Origin of the sequence: Paenibacillus monticola (assembly GCF_009664975.1) — a bacterium.
Lineage (GTDB): Bacteria > Bacillota > Bacilli > Paenibacillales > Paenibacillaceae > Paenibacillus_AQ > Paenibacillus_AQ monticola.
This window is the reverse complement of record NZ_WJXB01000011.1, coordinates 195,591-216,757: the sequence shown is the minus strand read 5'-3', so window position 1 is coordinate 216,757 and position 21,167 is coordinate 195,591. Positions and strand designations below refer to the sequence as shown.

The following is a 21,167-nucleotide window of genomic DNA, read 5'->3' as shown; positions in this document are numbered from 1 at the left end:
TATAGAGCGGAGGACAATGAAGATGAGAATTACGAAGGCTAGCAGTTTTATTCTGCACGTTCCCATTACACCGCCAATTACGGATGCCATTAACGTGGCGACACATTGGGGGGTAACGGGTGTGCGTATAGAGACGGATGAAGGCATTACCGGCTACGGCTATACGGGAACTTGCGCTAAGGGCGACGAGATGATTGCCGAGACGATTGACCGGTATTACGCCCCTGCCTTGATCGGCAAGGACCCTTTTATGGTCAAGCAAATCTGGGAAGAACTTCGCTTCGGACCGATGCATTGGATCGGAAGAGCCGGTGTGACGCATATGGCGCTTGCGGCAGTGGATATCGCGCTGTGGGATATCATGTCCAAATCGGTTGGCAAGCCGCTTTGGCAGTATTTGGGCGGCCATAAGCCAGATAAAATAAAAGCGTATAATACGAACGGCGGCTGGTTGAATTGGAGCCAGGAGCGATTGATTGAGGATATGAAGGCCATTATTGACCAAGGGTTCACCGCTGTGAAGATGAAGGTCGGCAAGCCGGACCCGCGTGAGGACTTCGCCCGGGTGGAGGCTGTGCGCCGAGCGATTGGCAGTGATATCGGCTTGATGATTGACGTGAACCAGCAGTGGAATATCACGACGGCTATGACCTGGGGGAAAAAGCTGGAGCAGTTCGATCTGATCTGGCTGGAAGAACCGCTGAATCCGGACGATATTATGAATCACCGCAAGCTGGCAGATGAATTAAACGTACCGATCGCACTGGGTGAACATGTCTACAACAAGTATGCGTTCCGTGATTATATTGCGCAGGGTGCCGTTGAATATGTTCAGGTCGATGTCACACGGGTTGGAGGCGTGACGGAATGGCTGCAGGTCGCCGGTCTAGCCGCTGCTTATGATTTGCCTGTCTGCCCGCATGTTGGCGATATGGGACAAATTCATCAGCACCTTGTTGCAGCCACGCCGGGGGCAATAATGTTGGAGTATATTCCGTGGATTCGCCATATCTTTGAAGAACCGGCCACGGTCAAGGACGGATTTTATATCCTGCCGCAACAGCCTGGTGCGGCAACAACGATTTTACCGCGTTATTTTGAGGAGTATAGGGTGAAGTAAGTCAACGCTAAATAAACGGTTCCAAACGACGGCTGTGTTGTCTCTCAAGAGGGCACAGCCGTCTTTTTTCAATCTTATGGAACTGGTGGAATATGGGCGATACACGGGGTTTTTACCCTATAAATAGGGTAATTTGTACGTAAAACTGCGCAAGTGTACCTATTCAAGAGAGGTAAAAGCCACTAAGATCATCTCGTGTAGAAAGCGCTCTCACACATCACTAGCTCGAAACAGTAGTCAGCTATTCAAGTCCATCTGGCCTATCGCCGCGGTCGATAGCGCTTAGTGGGACAGAAAACCCAAGTCGAGAGCAAGCTGCCTGGGCAGTAGGATCAAGAGGGGAACGCGAGAGTACGATCTGATCTGTCTATAAGGAATTGGAGAATAGGAACGCTTTATACTAATAGCCAGAGGGGGCAGGATTATTTGAAGCGCATGTGGAAGAAAATCGGTTTGAGTCTATTGTTATTGGTTCTAGTTACAGCTCAGTTTGGGTTTATGGGAACAAAGCATAACGTGGCGGAAGCGGCGGACAACGGGCTCGCCCAGAAGCCTTATATGGGTTGGAGCAGTTATAGTATGCAGGTGTATGATGGCCCGCAAGGAAACTGGATATCAGAGCAGAAGATCAAGGCTATGTCTGATGCCATGCATGAAAAATTGCAATCCCACGGCTATGAATACATCAACATTGATGCGGGTTGGAATGGAAGCATGGACGAATATGCTAGACCGATTCCGAGCACAACTCTATATCCAAGTGGCTTTCAAAGTCTTATTGATTACGTGCATCACAACGGACAGAAGATTGGAATTTACTTAATTCCCGGTATGTCCAAAGATGCCTATGCGCAGAACCTGCCGATTTACGGCACAGAATACCACATGCAGGATATTGCAGCATTGCCCTTACGGCAGTCTGATTATTGGGATATCGGTTATAAAATCGACTTCACGAAACCTGGTGCACAGGAATATGTCAATTCGATCGCTGATCTGATTGCCTCCTGGGGTATTGATTTCGTCAAATTTGATAGTGTAACTCCGGGGTCGGGACATAACGATACTTCAATCGATGCTCGTGGTGACGTAGCTGCATGGTCTGCGGCATTGTCCAAACATCATATTTGGTATGAGCTCTCTTGGGCACTGGACCACAATTACGTGGACTTATGGAAGCAATACGCGAACGGCTGGCGTGTAGATTGGGATGTGGAATCCTATGATAAAAACATCGGGCTGACCCAATGGGCCAATATCGCCAGATTGTTCCCCGACGCCGCACTCTGGTGGAGAGACGCTGGCCCTGGGGGCTGGAACGATTTTGACTCTTTGAATGTTGGAAACGGTTCCATGGATGGTCTGACCAAGGACGAACGACAGACGGCCATGACGCTCTGGGCAATGTCTTCGGCTCAGCTCTATACGGGCAACGATTTAACCAATCTGGACAGCTATGGTCTGCAATTGCTAACCAATGACGAAGTCATTGCCGTCAATCAGGCTGGGCATCCAGCCCATCCGGTGTCTATGGATACCCAGCAGCAGGTCTGGTATGCCAATAATGGCGACGGCACCTACAATGTTGGCCTGTTCAATCTGGGCAACCGAAGCGCGGCTGTTAACGTCAAATGGAGCGATATCGGACTGGATGGTCCGGCTACAGTCCGTGATTTATGGAGTCACACGGAGCTAGGAACCTTTGATACCGGCATCAGTGGGGAAGTGCTTGAACCGCATGCTTCGCGGATGTTCAAGGTGACGGCCAAGAGCGGCACCTCCGCCGTCAATGATGACGATACGGGTATTCATTATACCGGTTCATGGCTTCGCAACGGTGGCAAGGAGCAAGTACCGGGGATGCAGGATCTCAGCATGACCATCGGAGATTCTACGGGGGATGTGACAGAACCGGCGCCTGAGGATGGTGATTCTTCTGGCAATCCACCGGATAACAACCCTTCCGTTACCCATTCGGTGTATATCAATGACAGTGACAGCGGCATTGTCTACAGCGGCTCTTGGAATCATTCGACTGGCAGAAGCGTTGGAGATTATAAGGCAGATGTACATTACACCGAGAATAACGGCGATTATGCGGAATACACTTTTACTGGCACAGGCATTGATCTGTTGACGGAAAAGGATTCTTCACAAGGAGACATGCTTGTCTATCTGGATGGTGCAACGAGTCCACAGACCATAAGTACGTTTACAGCTGGCGTAAAAGAAGCACAGCAAACCGTGTACAGTATCTCGGGATTACCTGCCGGGGAGCACACGATAAAGGTGGTCAAAGATTCAGGCCAATATATGCTGCTCGACGCATTTAAGGTCACAACGGATAGTCTAATTACTCCGGACAGTGGCACCTTTGATAAAATGATCGGCAATCAGGCGGATCTGGTCACATCGCTTGTTCTGGGAAGCGGTTCGCTCGTTGAAGTCAGAAACGGTGTGACTCCCTTGATCAAAGACACTGACTATACCGTTGTCGGCAATACAGTTGTTATCAAGAAGGGCTATCTCTTTAATCGGCCGTCCGGGCAGACCGATCTGACCTTCCTTTTTGATGGGGGAAGCACTCAGCTCTTATCCATACAAGTGGGAAGTTCTTCGACGCAGAACAGTTCAATTGATCCGGTTATGAGCAGCTTTGATAAGGCATCAGCGCATCAACAGGATATCACTATTGGGATGACCTTAAATGGCAATACACTGTCTGGAATTGAGAATAATGGAATCTCACTAAGTGTAGAAGACTACACTGTAGACAGTAGCAACGTAACGATTAAGAAGGAATATCTCGCCAAGCAGCCACTAGGGACAACTCGTCTGTCTTTCGTCTTTAGTACGGGTGATCCGCAGACGCTTGATATCCACATCAGCAACTCCGTTACCGTTCGTTATACTGCTATTAACAATGACGATTCGGCCATAACGTACAACGGCTCATGGTCGCGAAGCAGCGGCAGGGGAATGGGCGATTACAAGGATGATGTGCAGTTCACTGAGAAGAATGGTGATTCTTTCTCCTACAACTTTAGAGGAACAGGAATCCAGTTATTCACGGAAATAGATACTTCGCAGGGTGATATGGATATTTTTATCGATGATCAATTCCAAGAAACTGTAAGTGCATATCACAATGGACGCTTGGCACAACAGAATCTGTATAGCATAACAGGTCTGCCTGAGGGGTTGCATACGCTCAAAGCGGTGAAGAAATCGGGAGACTATATGCTTCTGGATATGTTGAAGGTGGAAATCCCGGATTTAATCAATCCGGTTGAGGCCAGCTTCGACAAGAAGATTACGGCCCAGGCGGATGTCCAAGTCACGCTGCTGCAGCAACCCGGAATGTTTGCCGGGATCAGCAACGGATCGTACCAGCTGGTGTCAGGTACGGACTATACTCTCGAGGGAACCCTAGTTACGCTGAATAAAGCATATCTCGCGGCCCAACCGCTGGGCACACTTCATCTGACCTTCAATTTTAAAGGCGATTATCAGAATGACGTGCATTACACGCTGACTGACGGTGACTATTTGGAGTATTCCTTTAAAGGCACTGGAATCAGCCTGATTTCACCTAAGGGTCCGGCACAAGGCGATATGGATATTTATGTGGATGGCGTGCTGAAACAAAGAGTAAATGCCAACAGCAGCAGTCGTCAAATATTACAGAACTTATACAGCATCACCGGGTTATCCGATGGTGTGCATATCCTTAAGGCTGTAAAGGTATCCGGCGAGCTGATGCTTGCCGATCAGTTGAAATTCACCATAGCCGCAAGCGATAGCGGGTCAACGGTACCGTCTAACCCAAGTGGAACTCCGACGGCCGTTTCGACTCCGGCACCCACGGCCGTTGTTGGCACTGTAGCTACTCCTGCTCCTGCTACAGAGGAGAACACTCCGGAGGTTACACAGCATTCGGCTTATATTAATGGCTACCCGGGTGGATTATTTAAGCCGGATAACAAGATTACCCGTGCAGAGATAGCGGCAGTCCTAGCCAGTACTGCTGCCAAGGAGGCAAATGGAACGCTTGCCGTATTCAGCGATGTAGACCCTGATTTCTGGGCGGCTGAAGCCATAACCAAGGTAGCAAAGATGGGGCTGATGAATGGGTACAAGGATGGAACCTTCAAGCCTAACCAGCCGCTTACTCGCGCGGAGATGGCCAGTCTTGTGGCCGCACTCAGCCCGGAATCCTCTTCTATGGGTCGCGGGTTCACGGACATCGCCGGGAACTGGGCTCAAAAGGCTATAATTAAAGCCCAAGGCGCAGGCATCCTGAACGGTTATGCCGATGGTACCTTCCGTCCAGGCAATCAACTGACAAGAGCCGAAGCTGTAGTGGCAATGAACAGAGTTCTGGGCCGGGGTCCGCTCAACGGCCGCTCTGAGTCGCAATGGGCAGATGTTCCAACTTCACACTGGGCATTCAAGGATATCGAAGAGGCTTCATCGGATCATGCCTACAAACTTGGAGCAGAAGGCACCGAGCAATGGGTTGATGTAACGAAAGAAGATTAATCAAGGATAATTGAAGGTTGGTAGCAGAGGAATCTGGAGCGAATCCAGGTTCCTTTAGCCAGCTTTTCATGTCACATTTACTTCTTGCAGAGGTCGGTCTACAATGAATATCTTAATAACAGGCGCAAGTGGATTTATTGGTAAACAATTGGTCAATCGTCTGGCAGGTGTACATCACGTCATTTGTCTATCGCGGCGTACCTTTGTGGCCGATGTCACTTTTGTGCAGGGTTCTTTCGATTCTGTAGAGGATCTGTCAGGTTTGGACGACTATGAGATCGATGTGGTTATTCATCTGGCTGCCGTTACCGGTGGTTGCACGGAAGAGGAAGGGCTTGCTGTCAATGTATTGGGAACGAGAAGGCTTTACAGATATTTGCTTGATCATGGTTGCAAAAGGTTCTTGACGGCCAGCTCGATTGCTGCCGTAGGTGGCTTGGATGATTACTTTATTCCGCTGGAGCTGCCGATACCAGACGATCATCCTTGTCTGGCAACCGATGCCTATGGTCTTAGCAAAGCGATGGTGGAGCAGTTGACCCATTATTTTCATCGCAAACATACGGACACAGATTTCATTAATTTGCGGCTAGGTGCCGTTGCGAATGAGGATTGGCTTCCACCCGTAGTCGAGTTGGAGAGCGGGATGTCTGTTCCATTTATCGTCTTGGGGCATGTGTATGCAAGCGATGTTGTGGAGGGAATGATCAGCGTCTTGGAGGCTCCATTGAAACCGGGGGTAAGAAATTATAATCTGGTAGGGCCGGATATAAGCAGCAATATCCCTGCAGCGGAGGTACTCGTCTCCCTTCTGGGAGACGCCTATAATCTGGTTTATTATCATTTCCCAGGCAATGAATATAAACCTTTGTATGCTATGGATCGTATCCAAACGGACTATGGCTACGTACCCATACGCTCAACTCGACGGTATCAGCATTGAATGAAAAATAGGCGGAATCGGAGTTATTAATAAAAGGCAGTGATATGCAGTATCTATCACTGTTTTTTATTAAATTCTGGTCAGTTATAAGAGTTTTGAATGAGTCAAGGTTTTAGTGCATGGCAAAAGGTTTCAATCTAGTGTTATGATAGCGCTATCAAGGATGGGGGAGGGTCTACCTGTGTTTAAGAATTCTAGTGTATTTCGCAGATTTCTAATCTCCTATGTGATTATTTTAATCATTCCCAGCATTGGTGGTTTCATATCCTATCGCACCTCGATCTCTGTGACGCAATCACTTTCTATTGAGAATAGTGTGACTCAGCTCCAAAAGAGCCAGGAAATATTGGAACGACGAATGGCTGAGGTGGAGGGCTTCACCAGACAGCTCGCGATTAATCAGGAACTAAACGTTCTGATGAACGAAAGTGATAACGTCACGAATGTATACGGTATTTGGAGAGCGATGCGGAATGTTCTGACCTTTGGCCAGACGAATGATTTCTTACAGAACTATTATATATATCTGGCTAATTATAATCTCATTCTGACACCGGGCTCCTCCTATAGACCCGATCATTATTATGAAGCTTCTCATTACAATGGTATGTCGGTGGATGAATGGACTAAGCAGGTATTGAATAAGAGCCATCGCAGTGAGATCAAACCGCTCAGTTCCTTTGTGAATAAAGGGGTGCAAACCTCGGTTATTACCTACATGCAGTCACTCCCGCTGGACAGCTTTTATGATTCCACGCCGGCCGTTGTTGTCGTCATCATCGACGAGAAAATTATTGCCAGCCTGTTATCGGGTCTAACTGAGCGTTATGGGGGTTGGGTGCATATCAGTGATGCTGATGGAAATACGATTGTGTTGCAGGGGAGCAGCGAACCGGACATTAAGAAACTATCTACTGATCCCGCCTTTGACGGGACCAAGGTTAGTCAATTTTATAAGGATGATCTGGTCATAACCACCCGCTCCAGTACCAATGGCTGGGTATATCAAGCGGGTATCCCGCGGCAGGTCCTGATGGAGAACGCCAATAAAATCAAAAATATGTCGTGGCTGATCACCGGGGTAGCACTTTTTATCGGACTGCTGGTCGGACTTGTATTGGCTTACCGGAATAGCGTCCCGATCAATCGGATGATTGGGGTCATGAAGGAGCAATTCGGTAAGGATGAAACGGTGGAGCGCAACGAATTCGACTTTTTAAGTGGGAATATCGCCAATATGATTACCAAGAATAAGCTCCTGGAAAGTGAACTCAACCGCCAACTGCCCCTGATCAGAGATGCCTTTCTTAAACGGCTGATTGCAGGTGAATTTGAGTCGAGGGATGAGATTGTCTCCGCTGCTATGCAAGCGGACATCAATTTGCTGAGGGGAGTTGGCTATACTGGAATTATCCAGATTAACGGGTACTCCGGAATGGACAGCGTCGAAATTCTCAATGAGTTGAATGCAACCCGGCTGCTGCTGAAGCAGGCTTTATCTGAAATGGAAGGGCCTATTCCCATGACGGATATGGGCTCGGATAAGATTGTTATCCTGTTCTTCTTCAGAGAGGAGGAAGCGATCCAAGCGGATGAAGAAAAGAAGATTACTGAAACCCTGGAGAAGTTGGCCCAATACGTCTTTAATGAGTACCGGATCACGATCCAAGCTAGTTTCGGTGATCTTTTCTCTTCAGTGGTTGAGGTTAGCCACTCCTTTGAACAGGCCAAGCAAACGCTGGAATATGCCGTTTATATGAATAAAAAAGGCATAATGTGGAATCATGAGACACAGGTGGAGAATAACACCTATTACTATCCTATGGATACGGAGCAGCGGTTGATCAGTACGATTCGAGCTGGTGAACTGGATGAAGCCAAGCGGATTATCGACTCGATTACTGCACAGAACCTCAACCAGCGGGACCTATCCATCGAGATGAAGCATCAGCTTGTTGGCGAAATGAAAGGAACCTTCCTCAAACTGCTTGATCAAAAAACGTTTATGGAGGCCCCGCTGTTCGAAAGTGTGAAGCGGCGGATTATCGATATCGGGTTCTCAGAACCGCTGGAAACGATTCAAGGTGAATTCCATACCATTATGGAGGAATTATGCGGGTTCATTACCAATAAAAAGAAAGACACGCATATCCAAATCATTAAACAGATGTATCAATATACCTTGGAAATGTACACTGACCCCGAACTTACTTTGTATCGTGTGGCTGAACAGGTGGAGCGGCCTGAGAAATACATTTCCCAGTTGTTCAAGGAAGTTACCGGAGTTAATTATTCCGACCATTTGGTCAAGATCAGAATGGACCAGGCTGCACTGTTGCTAAAGAATAGTGGGGATACGGTTGATGAAATTGCTGCTCGGGTAGGCTACAATAGCTCGCACTCCTTCCGAAGAGCCTTTAAACGGTTAATGGGTATCTCACCAAGCGCATATAGACAATCATGTGATGAATAAAGAGTATCCAGCAAGCGGCTGCGTTGTCCATTCAGGACAACGCAGCCGTTTCTTCTTGCTACATTAGTGACAACCGAGGGGAAAGTGGCCGTCCTAATGAGTTTTGCCCCCCTGAATTAGGGGTATCTGTACGTTAAACTACGCAAGTGTACCTTTCCCGAGGGTGCAAATATCCACTATGATCAAGGCGTAAAGAAAGCGCTATCAACACACATTGCTGGCAGTCACTTAGGGGGGGATTGTTCTGGAAAAAGAAATTGTTATGAGAAGGAAGTTAGCACCCCATAGCAAGGGTCAGGGCTTTTTGAAAGTTGCCTGGAGAAATATTATGAAGCATTGGCAGTTGCATCTGCTTGTCATTCCGCCTTTGTTGTTCTTCATTTTATTTAAGTATTACCCGATGGCGAATGCGGTCCTGGCCTTTAAAGATTATAACGTCATCAAAGGGATATGGGGTAGTGAATGGGTTGGTTTTCGGAATTTCAGCTTATTTTTTGAGAATCCGCTGTTCTGGACATTGCTTAAGAATACGATTTTCTTAAGTGGGTTCCTATTGATCGTCGGATTTCCAATACCTATTCTGCTTGCGTTAATGATCAATGAGATACGCGGTGGAAAGTTCAAGAAATTCGTGCAACTGGTCTCCTTCGCACCGTATTTTATTTCGACAGTGGTCATGGTTTCGATCATAATGATGTTTCTGGCGCCACGCCTTGGATTCGCCAATGTTGCCTTGAATTATTTTGGGCTGGATTCCATTAACTTTCTCGGAGAACCTGGCATGTTCCGCTCTATCTATGTCTGGTCTGATATTTGGCAGACGGCAGGCTACAGCGCCGTGATTTATCTGGCCGCTCTTGCCGGAATAGATCCAACGCTATATGAAGCGGCAAGGGTGGATGGCGCTTCGCGCTTTCAAAAAATCCGCCACGTCGATCTTCCAGGAATTGTGCCAACCATCGTAATCATCCTGATATTGAACGTGGGTAATGTGATGGCCATCGGCTTTGAGAAGGTCTATCTGCTGCAGAATCCACTCAATATTGCCAATTCTGAGATCATTGCGACATATGTCTACCGGATCGGTTTGCTGAATGCCAACTACAGCTTTGCAACCGCGGTCGGCTTGTTTAATTCCTTGATCAATCTTGTATTATTGGTTACAGTAAATGGCCTGGCCAAACGATTCACTAAGAACAGCATCTGGTAGAAAGGAGTTCTTGTATGGCAGCTACGGCAGCAGTTCCCAAAAAGATTAAAGAATCAGCAGGCGACAAAGTGTTTTTGATAACGATCTATATCGTGCTTACCCTTGTATTAGTCGCTGTGCTCTATCCGCTTATTTATATTCTCAGCAGCTCAATCAGCAGCCCGGCAGCCGTTACATCGGGCCGTGTGTGGCTCTGGCCAGTCGATATCTCCTTCAAGGGTTTTAGAGTCTTGTTCAGCACGAAGGAGATTATTACAGGTTATGCCAACTCCCTTTTTTATACAACGGCAGGCACACTTATCAGTGTGACATTGACGGTTATGATCGCCTATCCATTGTCTCGCAGAGCTTTTTTTGGCCGCAATGTGTTAATGATGGTTATTACGTTTACTATGATCTTCAGCGGTGGGTTGATTCCTACTTACATGGTTGTAAGACAGCTTCATTTGATTGACACCCGCTGGGCTTTGCTTATTCCCAATGCGATTTGGGTGTGGCAGGTGATCATTGCCAGATCCTTCTTTCAATCCTCCATACCCGAGGAGTTGCTGGAGGCCAGTGAAATCGACGGCTGCAGCGATATGAGGTTTATCAGAAGCGTGGTTCTTCCATTATCCAAGCCAATTATTGCCGTGCTGGTTCTTATGTACGCAGTGGGTCAATGGAACTCCTATTTCGATGCTCTAATCTATCTGAAATCCGCAGCTTTGTTTCCTTTGCAGCTTGTACTAAGAAGCATTATTATCCAGAACAACAGTTCCGGCGCAATGGATGCCATGAAGATGGTCGAGCGCCAGCAGATGGCCGAGCTATTGAAATATGCCTTGATCGTCGTGGCCACTTTGCCTGTGCTCGTCATTTATCCGTTTGTGCAGCGCTATTTTGTGCAAGGAATGATGGTTGGTTCTGTCAAGGGTTGACCGGTGGATCCTGCCTAATGAAGGGGGGAATGCCTGAGGTTTACAGCAAAAGTCTACCTGTCTAAACTAGAAAAGGGAGTGATTTAATTTTGAAAAAGAGCCTAATAAGTATGTTGATGGTGGTTATGGTGTTTACTATCGTGATTAGTGGCTGTTCAAAAAATGATACGGCAAACTCGCCAAATGCACAGCCAAGTGACGAGGCAGCGGCGGTGGCAAAACCGGTTGATATCAGTGTCTTCGCTGTTCAGGAAGCGGGTATAGATATCCCGACCAATAAATTCACAAAGCTAGTCGAAGATAAATTCAGCATCAAATTTGACTGGCAGATCAACCCATCCGATGGAGCTAAAGAGAAACGCCAAATCTCCCTCGCGAGCGGTGATTATCCCGATGCTTATCTACTCACAGCTTACATCGACCAATTCTCACAGGCGGATGAATTGAAGTATGGCCAGCAAGGCGTGCTTATTCCGTTGAATGACTTGATTGATAAATATGCGCCTGACATTAAAGCGGCATTCGAAAAACATCCAGAGCTAAAGGCGCTTAACACTGCACCTGATGGCAATATCTACGGACTTGGCGCGTACACAGAATGTTTCCACTGTTCGTATCCGAACAAAATGTGGATCAATACCGAATGGCTGAAAAAGCTGAATTTGGAAATGCCAACAACAACGGAAGAATTCAAGAATGTACTGGAAGCCTTCAAGACAAAAGATCCGAACGGAAATGGCAAGGCGGATGAAGTTCCGCTGAGTGGTTCCACTGAAGATTTCGGGGTGCGGGTTATTCCTTTTCTTATGAATGGCTTTGTCTATGATGATGACCGAAATTATCTGAATTTAACGGCTGATGGCAAGGTTGTATCGGCAGCAATTACACCGGAATGGAAAGAAGGTTTGACTTACATCAAATCTCTGTTTGATGGAGGTCTGATCGATCCAGGTGCATTTACACAAAACGCAGATGCTCTCAAGAAAATCGGAGAAAATGCTGGTGCGGAAATTCTGGGCGCCGGTGCGGGGATGCATCCAGCTATCTTCCTCAACATTGACCCAGGTAACTTACACTCGGCGCATTACAATCCGGTGGCTCCGCTTACCGGCCCTGACGGAGCATCGTTTGCTACCCATGATTCAGGAGGGGTTTCTCCAGGCGCCAAGTTTGTCATTACCAACAAAGCAAGTGAAGACGCACAAATTGCTTTAATTAAAATGGTGAATTACATGTTTACTCCGGAAGGAGAAACCAACGGTGCTTCTGGTATGAAAGGCATCGATTGGACTGATCCGGCAGCAGGCGATGTAGCGCTTGGCGATGGCGTAACACCAGTGGTCAAGACGATTCCTATGAAAGAGGGCGAAGCACCACGCAATGCCGGCTGGAGTGGAATGGCTCATTTCTACATGCCAAAAGAGTATCGGGATACTTGGGTTCAGGGAACCGATATCTACGCATCCGATGGTTATGAACGCAGATTGTACAACGCATCGCTTCTGTACCAAGGACATGAACCCAAAGATCTGTTCCCAATGTGGTCCATCTGGATTGATCCGAAAGTCATTGATGAAGCAAGCATGCTGCAAACGAACCTGAAGAACTACATTGAGCAAAGCGAGCTGCAATTCATTACAGGCAACAAGGATTTGAATAAGGATTGGGATGCTTATGTAAAAGGACTGAAAGATTTGAAACTCGACCGCTACCTGGAAATCCTGCAAACAGCGTATGATGCTTCAGTAAAATAAAGCTTATTGATCAGAATTCCTGCAGAACGGCTGCCGGCCTTCCAAAGGCCGGCAGCCGTTTCTATTTGAAATATAAGAATTTATATGTTTCACGCAATAATTTATCCTTATATTTCTCGAAGAAACGGGTGCCGTCCATATATTAGGACGGCGAAGCCGTTTCATCTTGTTTCACAGAGGATTCTTACGCTGTAATGACGGAGGATAAGAATATGTTGGATAAAAAAAGCAATGCAGATTTATTTATCATTGCACGCCGCGGCTTGCCTGCAATCAAGCACAAGCTATTACACAATGTTCCCCTTAATGATTCCATCACCGTAGCCTTTCTAGGTGGATCAATTACGGAGGGCGCGGGTGCAACTGATGCGGAAACAAGCAGTTGGCGGGCCTTGACCGGTTCCTACTTGCAGGGTCGTTATGTGAACCAGAGCTTTCGCTTTATCAATGCAGGAGTTGGCGGGACCGATTCTACCCTGGGCGCCCACCGGTTGCACGAGCATGTTCTAAGAGCAGGCAGGATAGATTTATTATTTGTTGAATTCAGCGTCAACGATGGCAATGACCGAGATGAATCCATTAGAGGCATGGAGGGAATTGTTCGCCAATGCTGGCGCTTATCGCCGGAGACGGATATATGTTTCCTATACACTGCGGCGGAGAAAAACCTGACGGGCAGCAGGCCTTTTAATATTGCAGTCCATGAAGAGGTTGCTGGGCACTATGGTATTCCTTCTGTTAACTTTGCGGCCAGAATTTATACGCAGATACAGGCAGGGGAGCGGGTATGGAAGGAGCTGGCGCCTGATGGGTATCATCCGAATGATGCGGGGCATGCGTTGTATGCCGGATTCCTACAGAAGTATTTGGAAACAGCGCTTGCCTCCGATAGTATGGTTGCCCATAGGCAGGAAGTAAGTTCTACTGCTCCACTAGATAGCCTGAACTATGAATATGGCATGATGCTGGATGGTCACGGCGCCGATTATTCGGAAGCTTTTGAGAACAGGGAATTAAAGCTGGGAGATCCGCTGATGAATTGGCGATTCTCTACAGAGCATATATATTCGGACGACCCAGAAGCCTCCTTCTCGTTTACAGTTACGGGACAAGGCGCAGGCCTAGTGCTGTTAATCGGTCCCGACACCGGGATCTTTGAGTATTCAGTGAATGGAAGCCCTTATACTGCGGTTAATATGTTCGATGACTGGTGTCTGAACGCCTATCGGCCTCTGCCGGCCATGTTCCCTATCCGAGATCAGCGGGAGAAGCTGCACGTTACCGTCCGCAATACCGGAATGAAGGATGAGCGGAGCTTAGGCTCAGGCCTGCGCATTCTAAAGCTGTTATGTAATTAATTATAGGCTCTAACTAAAAATCAGCGGTTGGCTTTACGTGCGAACCAAGCGAAGGGTCGGAGGGATTCTGGAGAAACGGAAGTGTTCGCCTTTAAAGCCCGATTTCAACCTATAATCTACTTCAAATCAAGAAATCGGGCTTTAACAGCGATCGTAAGAACCCTCCGAACCCGTAGCGGCTTGTTCCACAAACGGTCAACCGTTGATTTTGGATTTGAGCCTGATTATATTGATGAAAGGCGGTGTTGATTATCCACTATGCAGATGATACTGTATCGTCACCGACGGTAATCAGTCTGACCGATTATGGAGCACAACCGGATTCACTGGAGGACACTCAAACAGCGATGCAATTGGCAATTGAGGCCGCCGCACGAATTTCCGGTCCGGTTGTACTGGACTGCCCGCCGGGCTGTTATCATTTCTACCCGGAAGTTGCGGTCCGGGCACCCTATTACATCTCTAATACAGCCAGTGAGGTAGAGAACCCGGATGTGACAAGAACGATTGGTATTTTGCTGAAGGGCATACACAATCTGACTCTGGAGGGGAACGGCTCTCTGTTCGTGTTTCATGGCAAGCAGACCTTGCTCCTGCTGGATAGCTGCACGCATGTGGACATTCGTAATTTGCATATGGATTATGCCCAGCCAACGGTTGTGGAGATGACGATTGTGGAGTGCGGTAACGATTACTTTGATGTCAGCGTGCACCCCGATTCCCGTTACGCACTAAGCAACGGCAAGCTGAACTGGATCGGAGAGAATTGGCGTTTCGAGGAAGGTCCGATGCAGGTATATGATCCCATACGAGATACAACCTGGCGGATTGAGAACTGGGTAGAGCAGACATTACATATCGAGGAAATCAGGCCCATGCTGCTCCGCTTCTATTGTGATGTTCACCCAAGCGTGGTGATCGGTAGCATCCTGCAGACACGGGATGGGGTCCGCGATCAAGTGGGGGTGTTCATTGTGGAAAGCTCCGACATTCGCTTTATAGATGTAGGTATGCATTTTATGCATGGGCTGGGCATGGTAGGCCAGTTCAGTCACAATCTCACCTTTCAGCGAGTCGATTTGTCACCACGTTGCGAAACAGGACGATCCGTAGCAGGCTTTGCGGATTTCATCCATCTATCGGGCTGCCGGGGGAAGGTGAGAATTGAAGGTAGCCGATTTATCGGGGCGCAAGATGATGCGATCAATGTCCATGGCACTTATCTGCGCATTGTCGGGCGACCGGCGGCGAATATACTGAAGGTGCGGTTCATGCATGCGCAAACCTATGGCTTACAAGCCTTTTATCCCGGTGACGAGCTTGATTTCATCCGGGGGGGTTCATTAACCGTTTATGGCAGCAACCGGATAAATTCTGTTGAAATATTGAATCCACGCGAGCTTCTGCTAACTCTCGTACATCCGGTGCCGGAAGGAATAGGTGAGCATGATGTTATAGAGAATGTCACCTGGACACCGGAGGTTGAGATCGTAGATAACTATTTTGCACGAATTCCGACCCGCGGCATACTGGTGACGACTCGGCGCAAGGTGTTGATCGCAGACAATATTTTTGAACGGATGACCATGAGTGCTATTCTTATCGCCGTGGATGCAGAGTCTTGGTATGAATCGGGCCAGGTTGAGGATGTAACAATTACCGGCAACCGGTTTATCGAGTGCGGCAGCAGCGAACATCCGGTCATTCGCATTGCACCGGAAAATTCAGTGGTTGACGAGAAGATGCCTGTTCACCGGAATATTACCATCGAGCACAATAGATTTGAGATATCGAATTTGGATGCCATAATTCTCAGTGCCAAGAGTACACGCACACTGGTCTTTAAGCACAATGAGATCATTGCTGCAGACCGTCGAGGTAGTCTTGCTAGCTTGGATGAATCCATCCAGCTGATCGCCTGTAGTGAAGTAGATATCGCAGATAATTCGTATCTCAGAGGACCTATGGCAGGGAGGAATGAATAGACACTATGGCAAATGTTGAACGCGTACACGTTATTTTCAAAACACATCTGGATATTGGTTTCACACATTTGGCTGCTCATGTAACTACTCAATATATGGAGGAATATATTCCGAAGGCTATTGCCTTAGCTGAACAGTTGGAAGCGGAAGGCGGCAATGAGCGTTTTATCTGGACGACGGGTTCGTGGTTGATCCGCCATTATCTTGACCACGCGCCTCAGGATGCGGTTCAGCGTATGGAACAGGCCATCGTCCGTGGACATATCGCCTGGCACGGACTGCCATTCACGACCCATACGGAGCTGATGGATGCCGGGTTGTTCCGCTATGGACTATCCATTGCTCAAGGGTTGGATCAGCAGTTCGGCAAGCAGACTATAGCCGCCAAAATGACCGATGTGCCGGGCCACACGATAGGTATGGTTCCGCTGATGCAAGAGGCTGGCTTACGCTACCTGCATATCGGCGTCAATCCGGCCTCCACACGACCTGACGTGCCCCGGATATTCCGCTGGCAAGCGGAATCCGGCGCGGAGATTGTGGTCAACTATGCCGGGAATTATGGCGAAGCGCTGGAGATCGAAGGCTTGAAGGATGTCTTGTTGTTTGCCCATACCGGGGATAATTGCGGGCCGCCGGATGCGGAGGAAATTCGCCAGCAGTTCCGGGAGATCCAGCAGCGGTATCCGGGTGCAGAGATCAGAGCCTCTACGATGGATGCTTTCGCCCGCAGGCTGGAGGAAGTCCGGGACCATCTGCCTGTTCTGCGTGAGGAACTCGGGGATACCTGGATTCACGGAGCGGCGACCGATCCGCTTAAGCTGGCCAAGCTGCGCGTACTTGAACGTCTCCGCAGCAACTGGCTTGAGCAGGGCCAAATGGCTGAGCGCGGCGCAGAGAATAAGGGGCTGAGTGAAGCTATGCTCCTGGTGGCAGAGCATACATGGGGACTTGACGTGAAGAAATGGCTGCCCGATTTCCGGAATTACGCCAAAGCAGATTTCCAGGCTGCCCGCCAGCAGGATGAGGTTGACCTGCAAAATATCCCTGCCAAGTTTAGCTATATCAGCGCATTCGCTATGGATGAATTCGATCGTCATTCTAGCAGCATGTTCACGGCTGAAGAGAGCATCCGCTCTTATTCAATGTTGGAAAGCTCATGGGAAGAGCAGCGGCGCTACCTGAATCAAGCGGTTGCTGCACTTGAGCCGGAACACGAGAAGGAGGCACTGGCCGCATTCGACCTGCTGAAGCCGCAGCGTATGAATATGAGCGAAGGTGTGGCATGCCAGGCGAATAGTTCTTACAGCAGCGGGGGCTATGAAGTGATTTTTGCTGCGGACGGCTCCATTTCACGACTGAAGGACACCAACGGCAAGGTCTGGGTAGACGAATCGCATCCTTTCGGATCCTACGCTTACGAGACCTTTGGTACAGATAGCTATGACCACTATTTTCGGACCTATATGCGGAATTTGCCTGTGACCCATGCCTGGGCGGATGCTGATTTCAGCAAGCCTGGTTTTGAATTTGTGCAGCCGTTGCCGTGCCAGCAGATCTATCGTCCTTTCGTGGACGATTTCCGGCGTGTGAGCGAAGCCTCCTGCGACCGTTTCCGCTTGCGGATGCGGATGCCAGCCGAGGCCTATGAACGCTACGGGGCGCCCAGAATCATTGAGCTGGAATATGCTTTTCACCACTTAGAGGGCGTCATTGATGTTACTTTGCAATGGTTCGATAAGGATGCCAACCGGCTGCCCGAGGCGTCTTGGTTTGGCTGTGGATTAAAGGTGGATAATCCTAACCTGTGGAAGATGGATAAGCTGGGTAGCTTAGTCTCTCCTCTACACGTTGTCAGGGATGGTAATCGCAATCTGCATGCGATCGGCAGTGGTGTCCATTACTCAGGGGCCGATGGGGTAGCGAGAATCGAGACGCTGGATGCTGCGCTTGCCGCTCCCGGAGAGGGACGGCTGCTCCAGTTCGACAATACATTTGCTCCACTGGATAAGGGCTGGCACTTTAATCTGCATAATAACATTTGGGGGACCAACTTTCCGATGTGGTATGGCGAGGATGCGAAATTCCGCTTTCGCCTGCGATTGGACTCGTTCCGGAAATGAATATAGATTACGGCTTGGGAGAGAAGGGTGAATATGCATAAGAAGAGGCTGGTCATTTTTCTGGACAGCGGGGATACGATAATTGATGAAGGTTCAGAAATTCGGGATGCTAACGGCATTGTGGTCAGTGCAAAGCTCATTCCAGGCGCAGACGAGATGGTCAAGACGCTGTTTGAACGAGGATATACACTCGTGCTGGTCGCCGATGGAGAAGCCCAGTCCTTCAAAAATGTGTATAACCAAAACGGGCTTTATGATTATTTTACCGCCATGATCTATTCGGAGAACGTGAAGGCTGTTAAGCCAAGTCCAAGAATGTTCAAGGCGGCGGCTGGAGCGCTTGAACTGGGTCCGGCGGACTTTTCCCGGATCATGATGGTAGGCAACAATCTGAGCCGAGATATCAGAGGGGCAAATGCGCTGGGTATGATCAGTGTCTGGTTAAGCTGGAGCTCCCGTTATCCGCTAACTCCTGCGGATGAAGATGAGCTTCCAGATTATACGATCAGCGAACCGCTTGAACTATTGGAGTTGGCAGAACGCCTAAATGCGGCATTGTCTGCTGTTCAGTAGCGTTTGACTGTTAGTGAAACAAGCCGCTACGGGTTCGGAGGGTTCTTGCGATCGCTGTTAAAGCCCGATTTCTTTATTGTAAAGGGATTATAGGTTGAAATCATTCTTTAAAGGCGAACACTATCGTTTCTCCAGAATCCCTCCGACCCTTCGCTTACGTTTGCACATAAAATCAACCTCGTCCTAAATAAATAAAGGCGGATTTTCATTCAACTCTGAATGAGAATTCGCCTTTATTTTATGGGCTTTATACTCTTCGTAGTTAAAACTGCTACATAAATCTATAGCCTTAAGTTAAATTAGGAACTGAAAAGCACTATTTTGGCGATTTTGTCTATTGCATTGGAGAAAACCGCAGTGAAGGGGAATAAATTCAAGATGGAATCTCTCTTTTTGCACATATTCATGACCCTGACATTTCGTTAATCTGTGGAAGAGATGCATCTCACCACATTTCCCAAGCGGAGGTCATGTAATGAAAAGATTGTTAACTTCTGTACTGATCCTTATGATGCTAGGCACATCTTTAACAGCCTGTTCTTCCAAAGAAGACAAGGCAGGCAACAACACGAATACGGGTACGGTAAATGATACTGAAACAAGCACGGAGGCAGTCACCTATCCGATCAAGACGGATAAGAAGCTTACCTATTGGGGCGAAATTAACGGCAACCTGATCGGAACGGTATCAACCCATGATGAAGTTCCGTTTTTCCAGGAGTGGCAAAAGAATACAGGGGTGCCGCTCAAATTCACAGCGCCCCCAACCGGACAAACGAAAGAAGCGCTAAACGTCATGCTGGCTTCCGGTGATTTGCCGGACATGATTGAGTATAATTTCTTGGGTGACTTTCCAGGGGGGCCCGAGAAAGCGATCAATGATGGATACATTCTGAAGCTGAATGATCTGATTGATAAACACGCACCAAATTTGAAAAAGTTCCTGCAGGAAAATCCTGAGATCGACAAGATGGTCAAGACAGACAGCGGTAGCTACTATGCGTTCCCTTTCGTTCGGGGAGATGAGTTCCTGCGTGTGTTCCAAGGTCCGGTAATCCGTAAGGATTGGTTGGATGAACTGGGCTTGCCTGTGCCTGAAACGATTGAGGATTGGACAAAGACGTTGACAGCGTTCAAGGAGAAGAAGGGGGCAACCGCACCTTTCACCGTAGTGAGCAAGCCGCGTTTCTTTAATGAGTCTGGCAACGGGGCATTTATTGGGGCATTTGGCGTTACCCGTGGCTTTTATCAGGAGGATGGCGTGGTTAAGTTCGGCCCGTATGAAAGTGGATTTAAGGAATATCTGCAATTATTCCGCCAGTGGTATGCAGACGGTCTGATGGATAAAAACATAGCTACAGCAGATTCCAAGGCCTTGGACGGGAATATGGCTTCAGGAGCTACTGGCGCATCGGTAGGAAATGCTGGTGGAGGTATCGGCAAATGGCAGCCGCTGGTCGAGGGCAATGACCCGAAAGCTGTATTGGTCGCTACACCTTATCCGGTTCTGACTAAAGGAGATAAACCTAAATTTGGACAAAAGAGCCAGGCTTACGCCTCAGAGGGTACCGTGGCCATATCGACATCGGCTAAGGACCCCGTTCTGGCGGTGGAAATGCTGGATTACGGCTACAGCGAGGAAGGCAGAATGTTTTTTAACTTCGGTACGGAGGGTGTCAGCTATAACTTGAAGGATGGATATCCCACCTATACCGATTTACTGCTAAAGAACCCGGACAAGCTGGCGCCTGCGCAGGCCATTTCAATGTATGCCCGGGGCAGCTATAACGGTCCGTTCATTCAGGACAAACGCTACGCCGAGCAATTCTTTGCCCTGCAAACCCAGCGGGATGCGGTAGGCATCTGGAAGAACACGGACGCGGACAAATACAATCTGCCGCCAATTACACCGACTCCAGAGGAAAGCTCGGAGTACGCGACGATTATGAATGATATCAACACACTGGTGGATGAAATGACACTGAAAATCATTTTGGGCCAGGAGCCGGTGGATCAATATGCAAGCTATGTGGACAAAATGAAGTCGCTGCATGTGGATCGGGCAATAGAAATTGAACAGGCCGCTTTGGATCGCTATAACAAAAGATAAGAAAAAAAGGCCAGAAGGAGAGGGTTCAGGCCCTCTCTCTAATTGGATTGAGGTGA

12 protein-coding genes are annotated in these 21,167 nt (G+C 48.3%); all 12 read left to right on the top strand.

The genetic code is table 11. From position 1 onward, the window contains the following. The first annotated feature begins 22 nt into the window (after window positions 1-22). The 12 genes from GJB61_RS23730 to GJB61_RS23675 all read left to right on the top strand — a co-directional run bounded on the left by GJB61_RS23730 (window position 23) and on the right by GJB61_RS23675 (window position 21,111). Window positions 23-1,120 (top strand): mandelate racemase/muconate lactonizing enzyme family protein, encoded by a 1,098-nt coding sequence (locus GJB61_RS23730; RefSeq protein WP_154121502.1) that lies wholly within the window; start codon window positions 23-25, stop codon window positions 1,118-1,120. A gap of 435 nt (window positions 1,121-1,555) precedes the next feature. Beyond that, window positions 1,556-5,662 (top strand): X2-like carbohydrate binding domain-containing protein, encoded by a 4,107-nt coding sequence (locus tag GJB61_RS23725; protein WP_229522413.1) that lies wholly within the window; start codon window positions 1,556-1,558, stop codon window positions 5,660-5,662. A gap of 103 nt (window positions 5,663-5,765) precedes the next feature. Continuing rightward, a complete protein-coding gene (locus GJB61_RS23720) occupies window positions 5,766-6,605 on the top strand; it encodes an NAD-dependent epimerase/dehydratase family protein (protein WP_154121500.1) in 840 nt (279 codons plus the stop codon). 181 nt (window positions 6,606-6,786) lie between these two features. After that, the gene (locus GJB61_RS23715) at window positions 6,787-9,078 is read left to right on the top strand and encodes a helix-turn-helix domain-containing protein (protein ID WP_338116069.1); all 2,292 of its coding nucleotides are present in this window, start codon (window positions 6,787-6,789) and stop codon (window positions 9,076-9,078) included. 328 nt (window positions 9,079-9,406) lie between these two features. Further along, on the top strand, window positions 9,407-10,288 hold the full coding sequence (locus GJB61_RS23710) for an ABC transporter permease (RefSeq protein ID WP_420819767.1): 882 nt from the start codon (window positions 9,407-9,409) through the stop codon (window positions 10,286-10,288). A gap of 14 nt (window positions 10,289-10,302) precedes the next feature. Continuing rightward, complete coding sequence (locus GJB61_RS23705) at window positions 10,303-11,208, top strand: carbohydrate ABC transporter permease (protein WP_154121498.1); 906 nt, start codon at window positions 10,303-10,305, stop codon at window positions 11,206-11,208. Between the two features lie 89 nt (window positions 11,209-11,297). Then, window positions 11,298-12,962: a type 2 periplasmic-binding domain-containing protein gene (locus tag GJB61_RS23700; protein WP_154121497.1), complete on the top strand. Its 1,665-nt coding sequence runs from the start codon at window positions 11,298-11,300 to the stop codon at window positions 12,960-12,962. A 212-nt stretch (window positions 12,963-13,174) separates the two neighbouring features. After that, a complete protein-coding gene (locus GJB61_RS23695) occupies window positions 13,175-14,320 on the top strand; it encodes an SGNH/GDSL hydrolase family protein (protein WP_195724446.1) in 1,146 nt (381 codons plus the stop codon). 245 nt (window positions 14,321-14,565) lie between these two features. Continuing rightward, window positions 14,566-16,305 carry an alpha-1,3-galactosidase-related protein gene (locus tag GJB61_RS23690; RefSeq protein ID WP_154121495.1) on the top strand — a complete coding sequence of 580 codons (1,740 nt, stop codon included), beginning with the start codon at window positions 14,566-14,568 and terminating at the stop codon, window positions 16,303-16,305. Window positions 16,306-16,310: 5 nt separating this feature from the next. Beyond that, entirely contained in the window at window positions 16,311-18,428 is a 2,118-nt protein-coding gene (locus GJB61_RS23685; protein WP_154121494.1) for a DUF5054 domain-containing protein, read from the top strand. Window positions 18,429-18,461: 33 nt separating this feature from the next. Then, complete coding sequence (locus GJB61_RS23680; RefSeq protein WP_154121493.1) at window positions 18,462-19,001, top strand: HAD family hydrolase; 540 nt, start codon at window positions 18,462-18,464, stop codon at window positions 18,999-19,001. A 475-nt stretch (window positions 19,002-19,476) separates the two neighbouring features. Further along, window positions 19,477-21,111 carry a type 2 periplasmic-binding domain-containing protein gene (locus tag GJB61_RS23675; protein ID WP_154121492.1) on the top strand — a complete coding sequence of 545 codons (1,635 nt, stop codon included), beginning with the start codon at window positions 19,477-19,479 and terminating at the stop codon, window positions 21,109-21,111. Window positions 21,112-21,167: the final 56 nt, after the last annotated feature.

Bases quoted from the DNA above. Each gene is read 5' to 3' on its own strand.
- GJB61_RS23730 (WP_154121502.1), top strand. From the start codon at position 23: ATGAGAATTACGAAGGCTAGCAGTTTTATTCTGCACGTTCCCATTACA.
- GJB61_RS23725 (WP_229522413.1), top strand. From the start codon at position 1,556: ATGTGGAAGAAAATCGGTTTGAGTCTATTGTTATTGGTTCTAGTTACA.
- GJB61_RS23720 (WP_154121500.1), top strand. From the start codon at position 5,766: ATGAATATCTTAATAACAGGCGCAAGTGGATTTATTGGTAAACAATTG.
- GJB61_RS23710 (WP_420819767.1), top strand. From the start codon at position 9,407: ATGAAGCATTGGCAGTTGCATCTGCTTGTCATTCCGCCTTTGTTGTTC.
- GJB61_RS23705 (WP_154121498.1), top strand. From the start codon at position 10,303: ATGGCAGCTACGGCAGCAGTTCCCAAAAAGATTAAAGAATCAGCAGGC.
- GJB61_RS23695 (WP_195724446.1), top strand. From the start codon at position 13,175: ATGTTGGATAAAAAAAGCAATGCAGATTTATTTATCATTGCACGCCGC.
- GJB61_RS23685 (WP_154121494.1), top strand. From the start codon at position 16,311: ATGGCAAATGTTGAACGCGTACACGTTATTTTCAAAACACATCTGGAT.
- GJB61_RS23680 (WP_154121493.1), top strand. From the start codon at position 18,462: ATGCATAAGAAGAGGCTGGTCATTTTTCTGGACAGCGGGGATACGATA.
- GJB61_RS23675 (WP_154121492.1), top strand. From the start codon at position 19,477: ATGAAAAGATTGTTAACTTCTGTACTGATCCTTATGATGCTAGGCACA.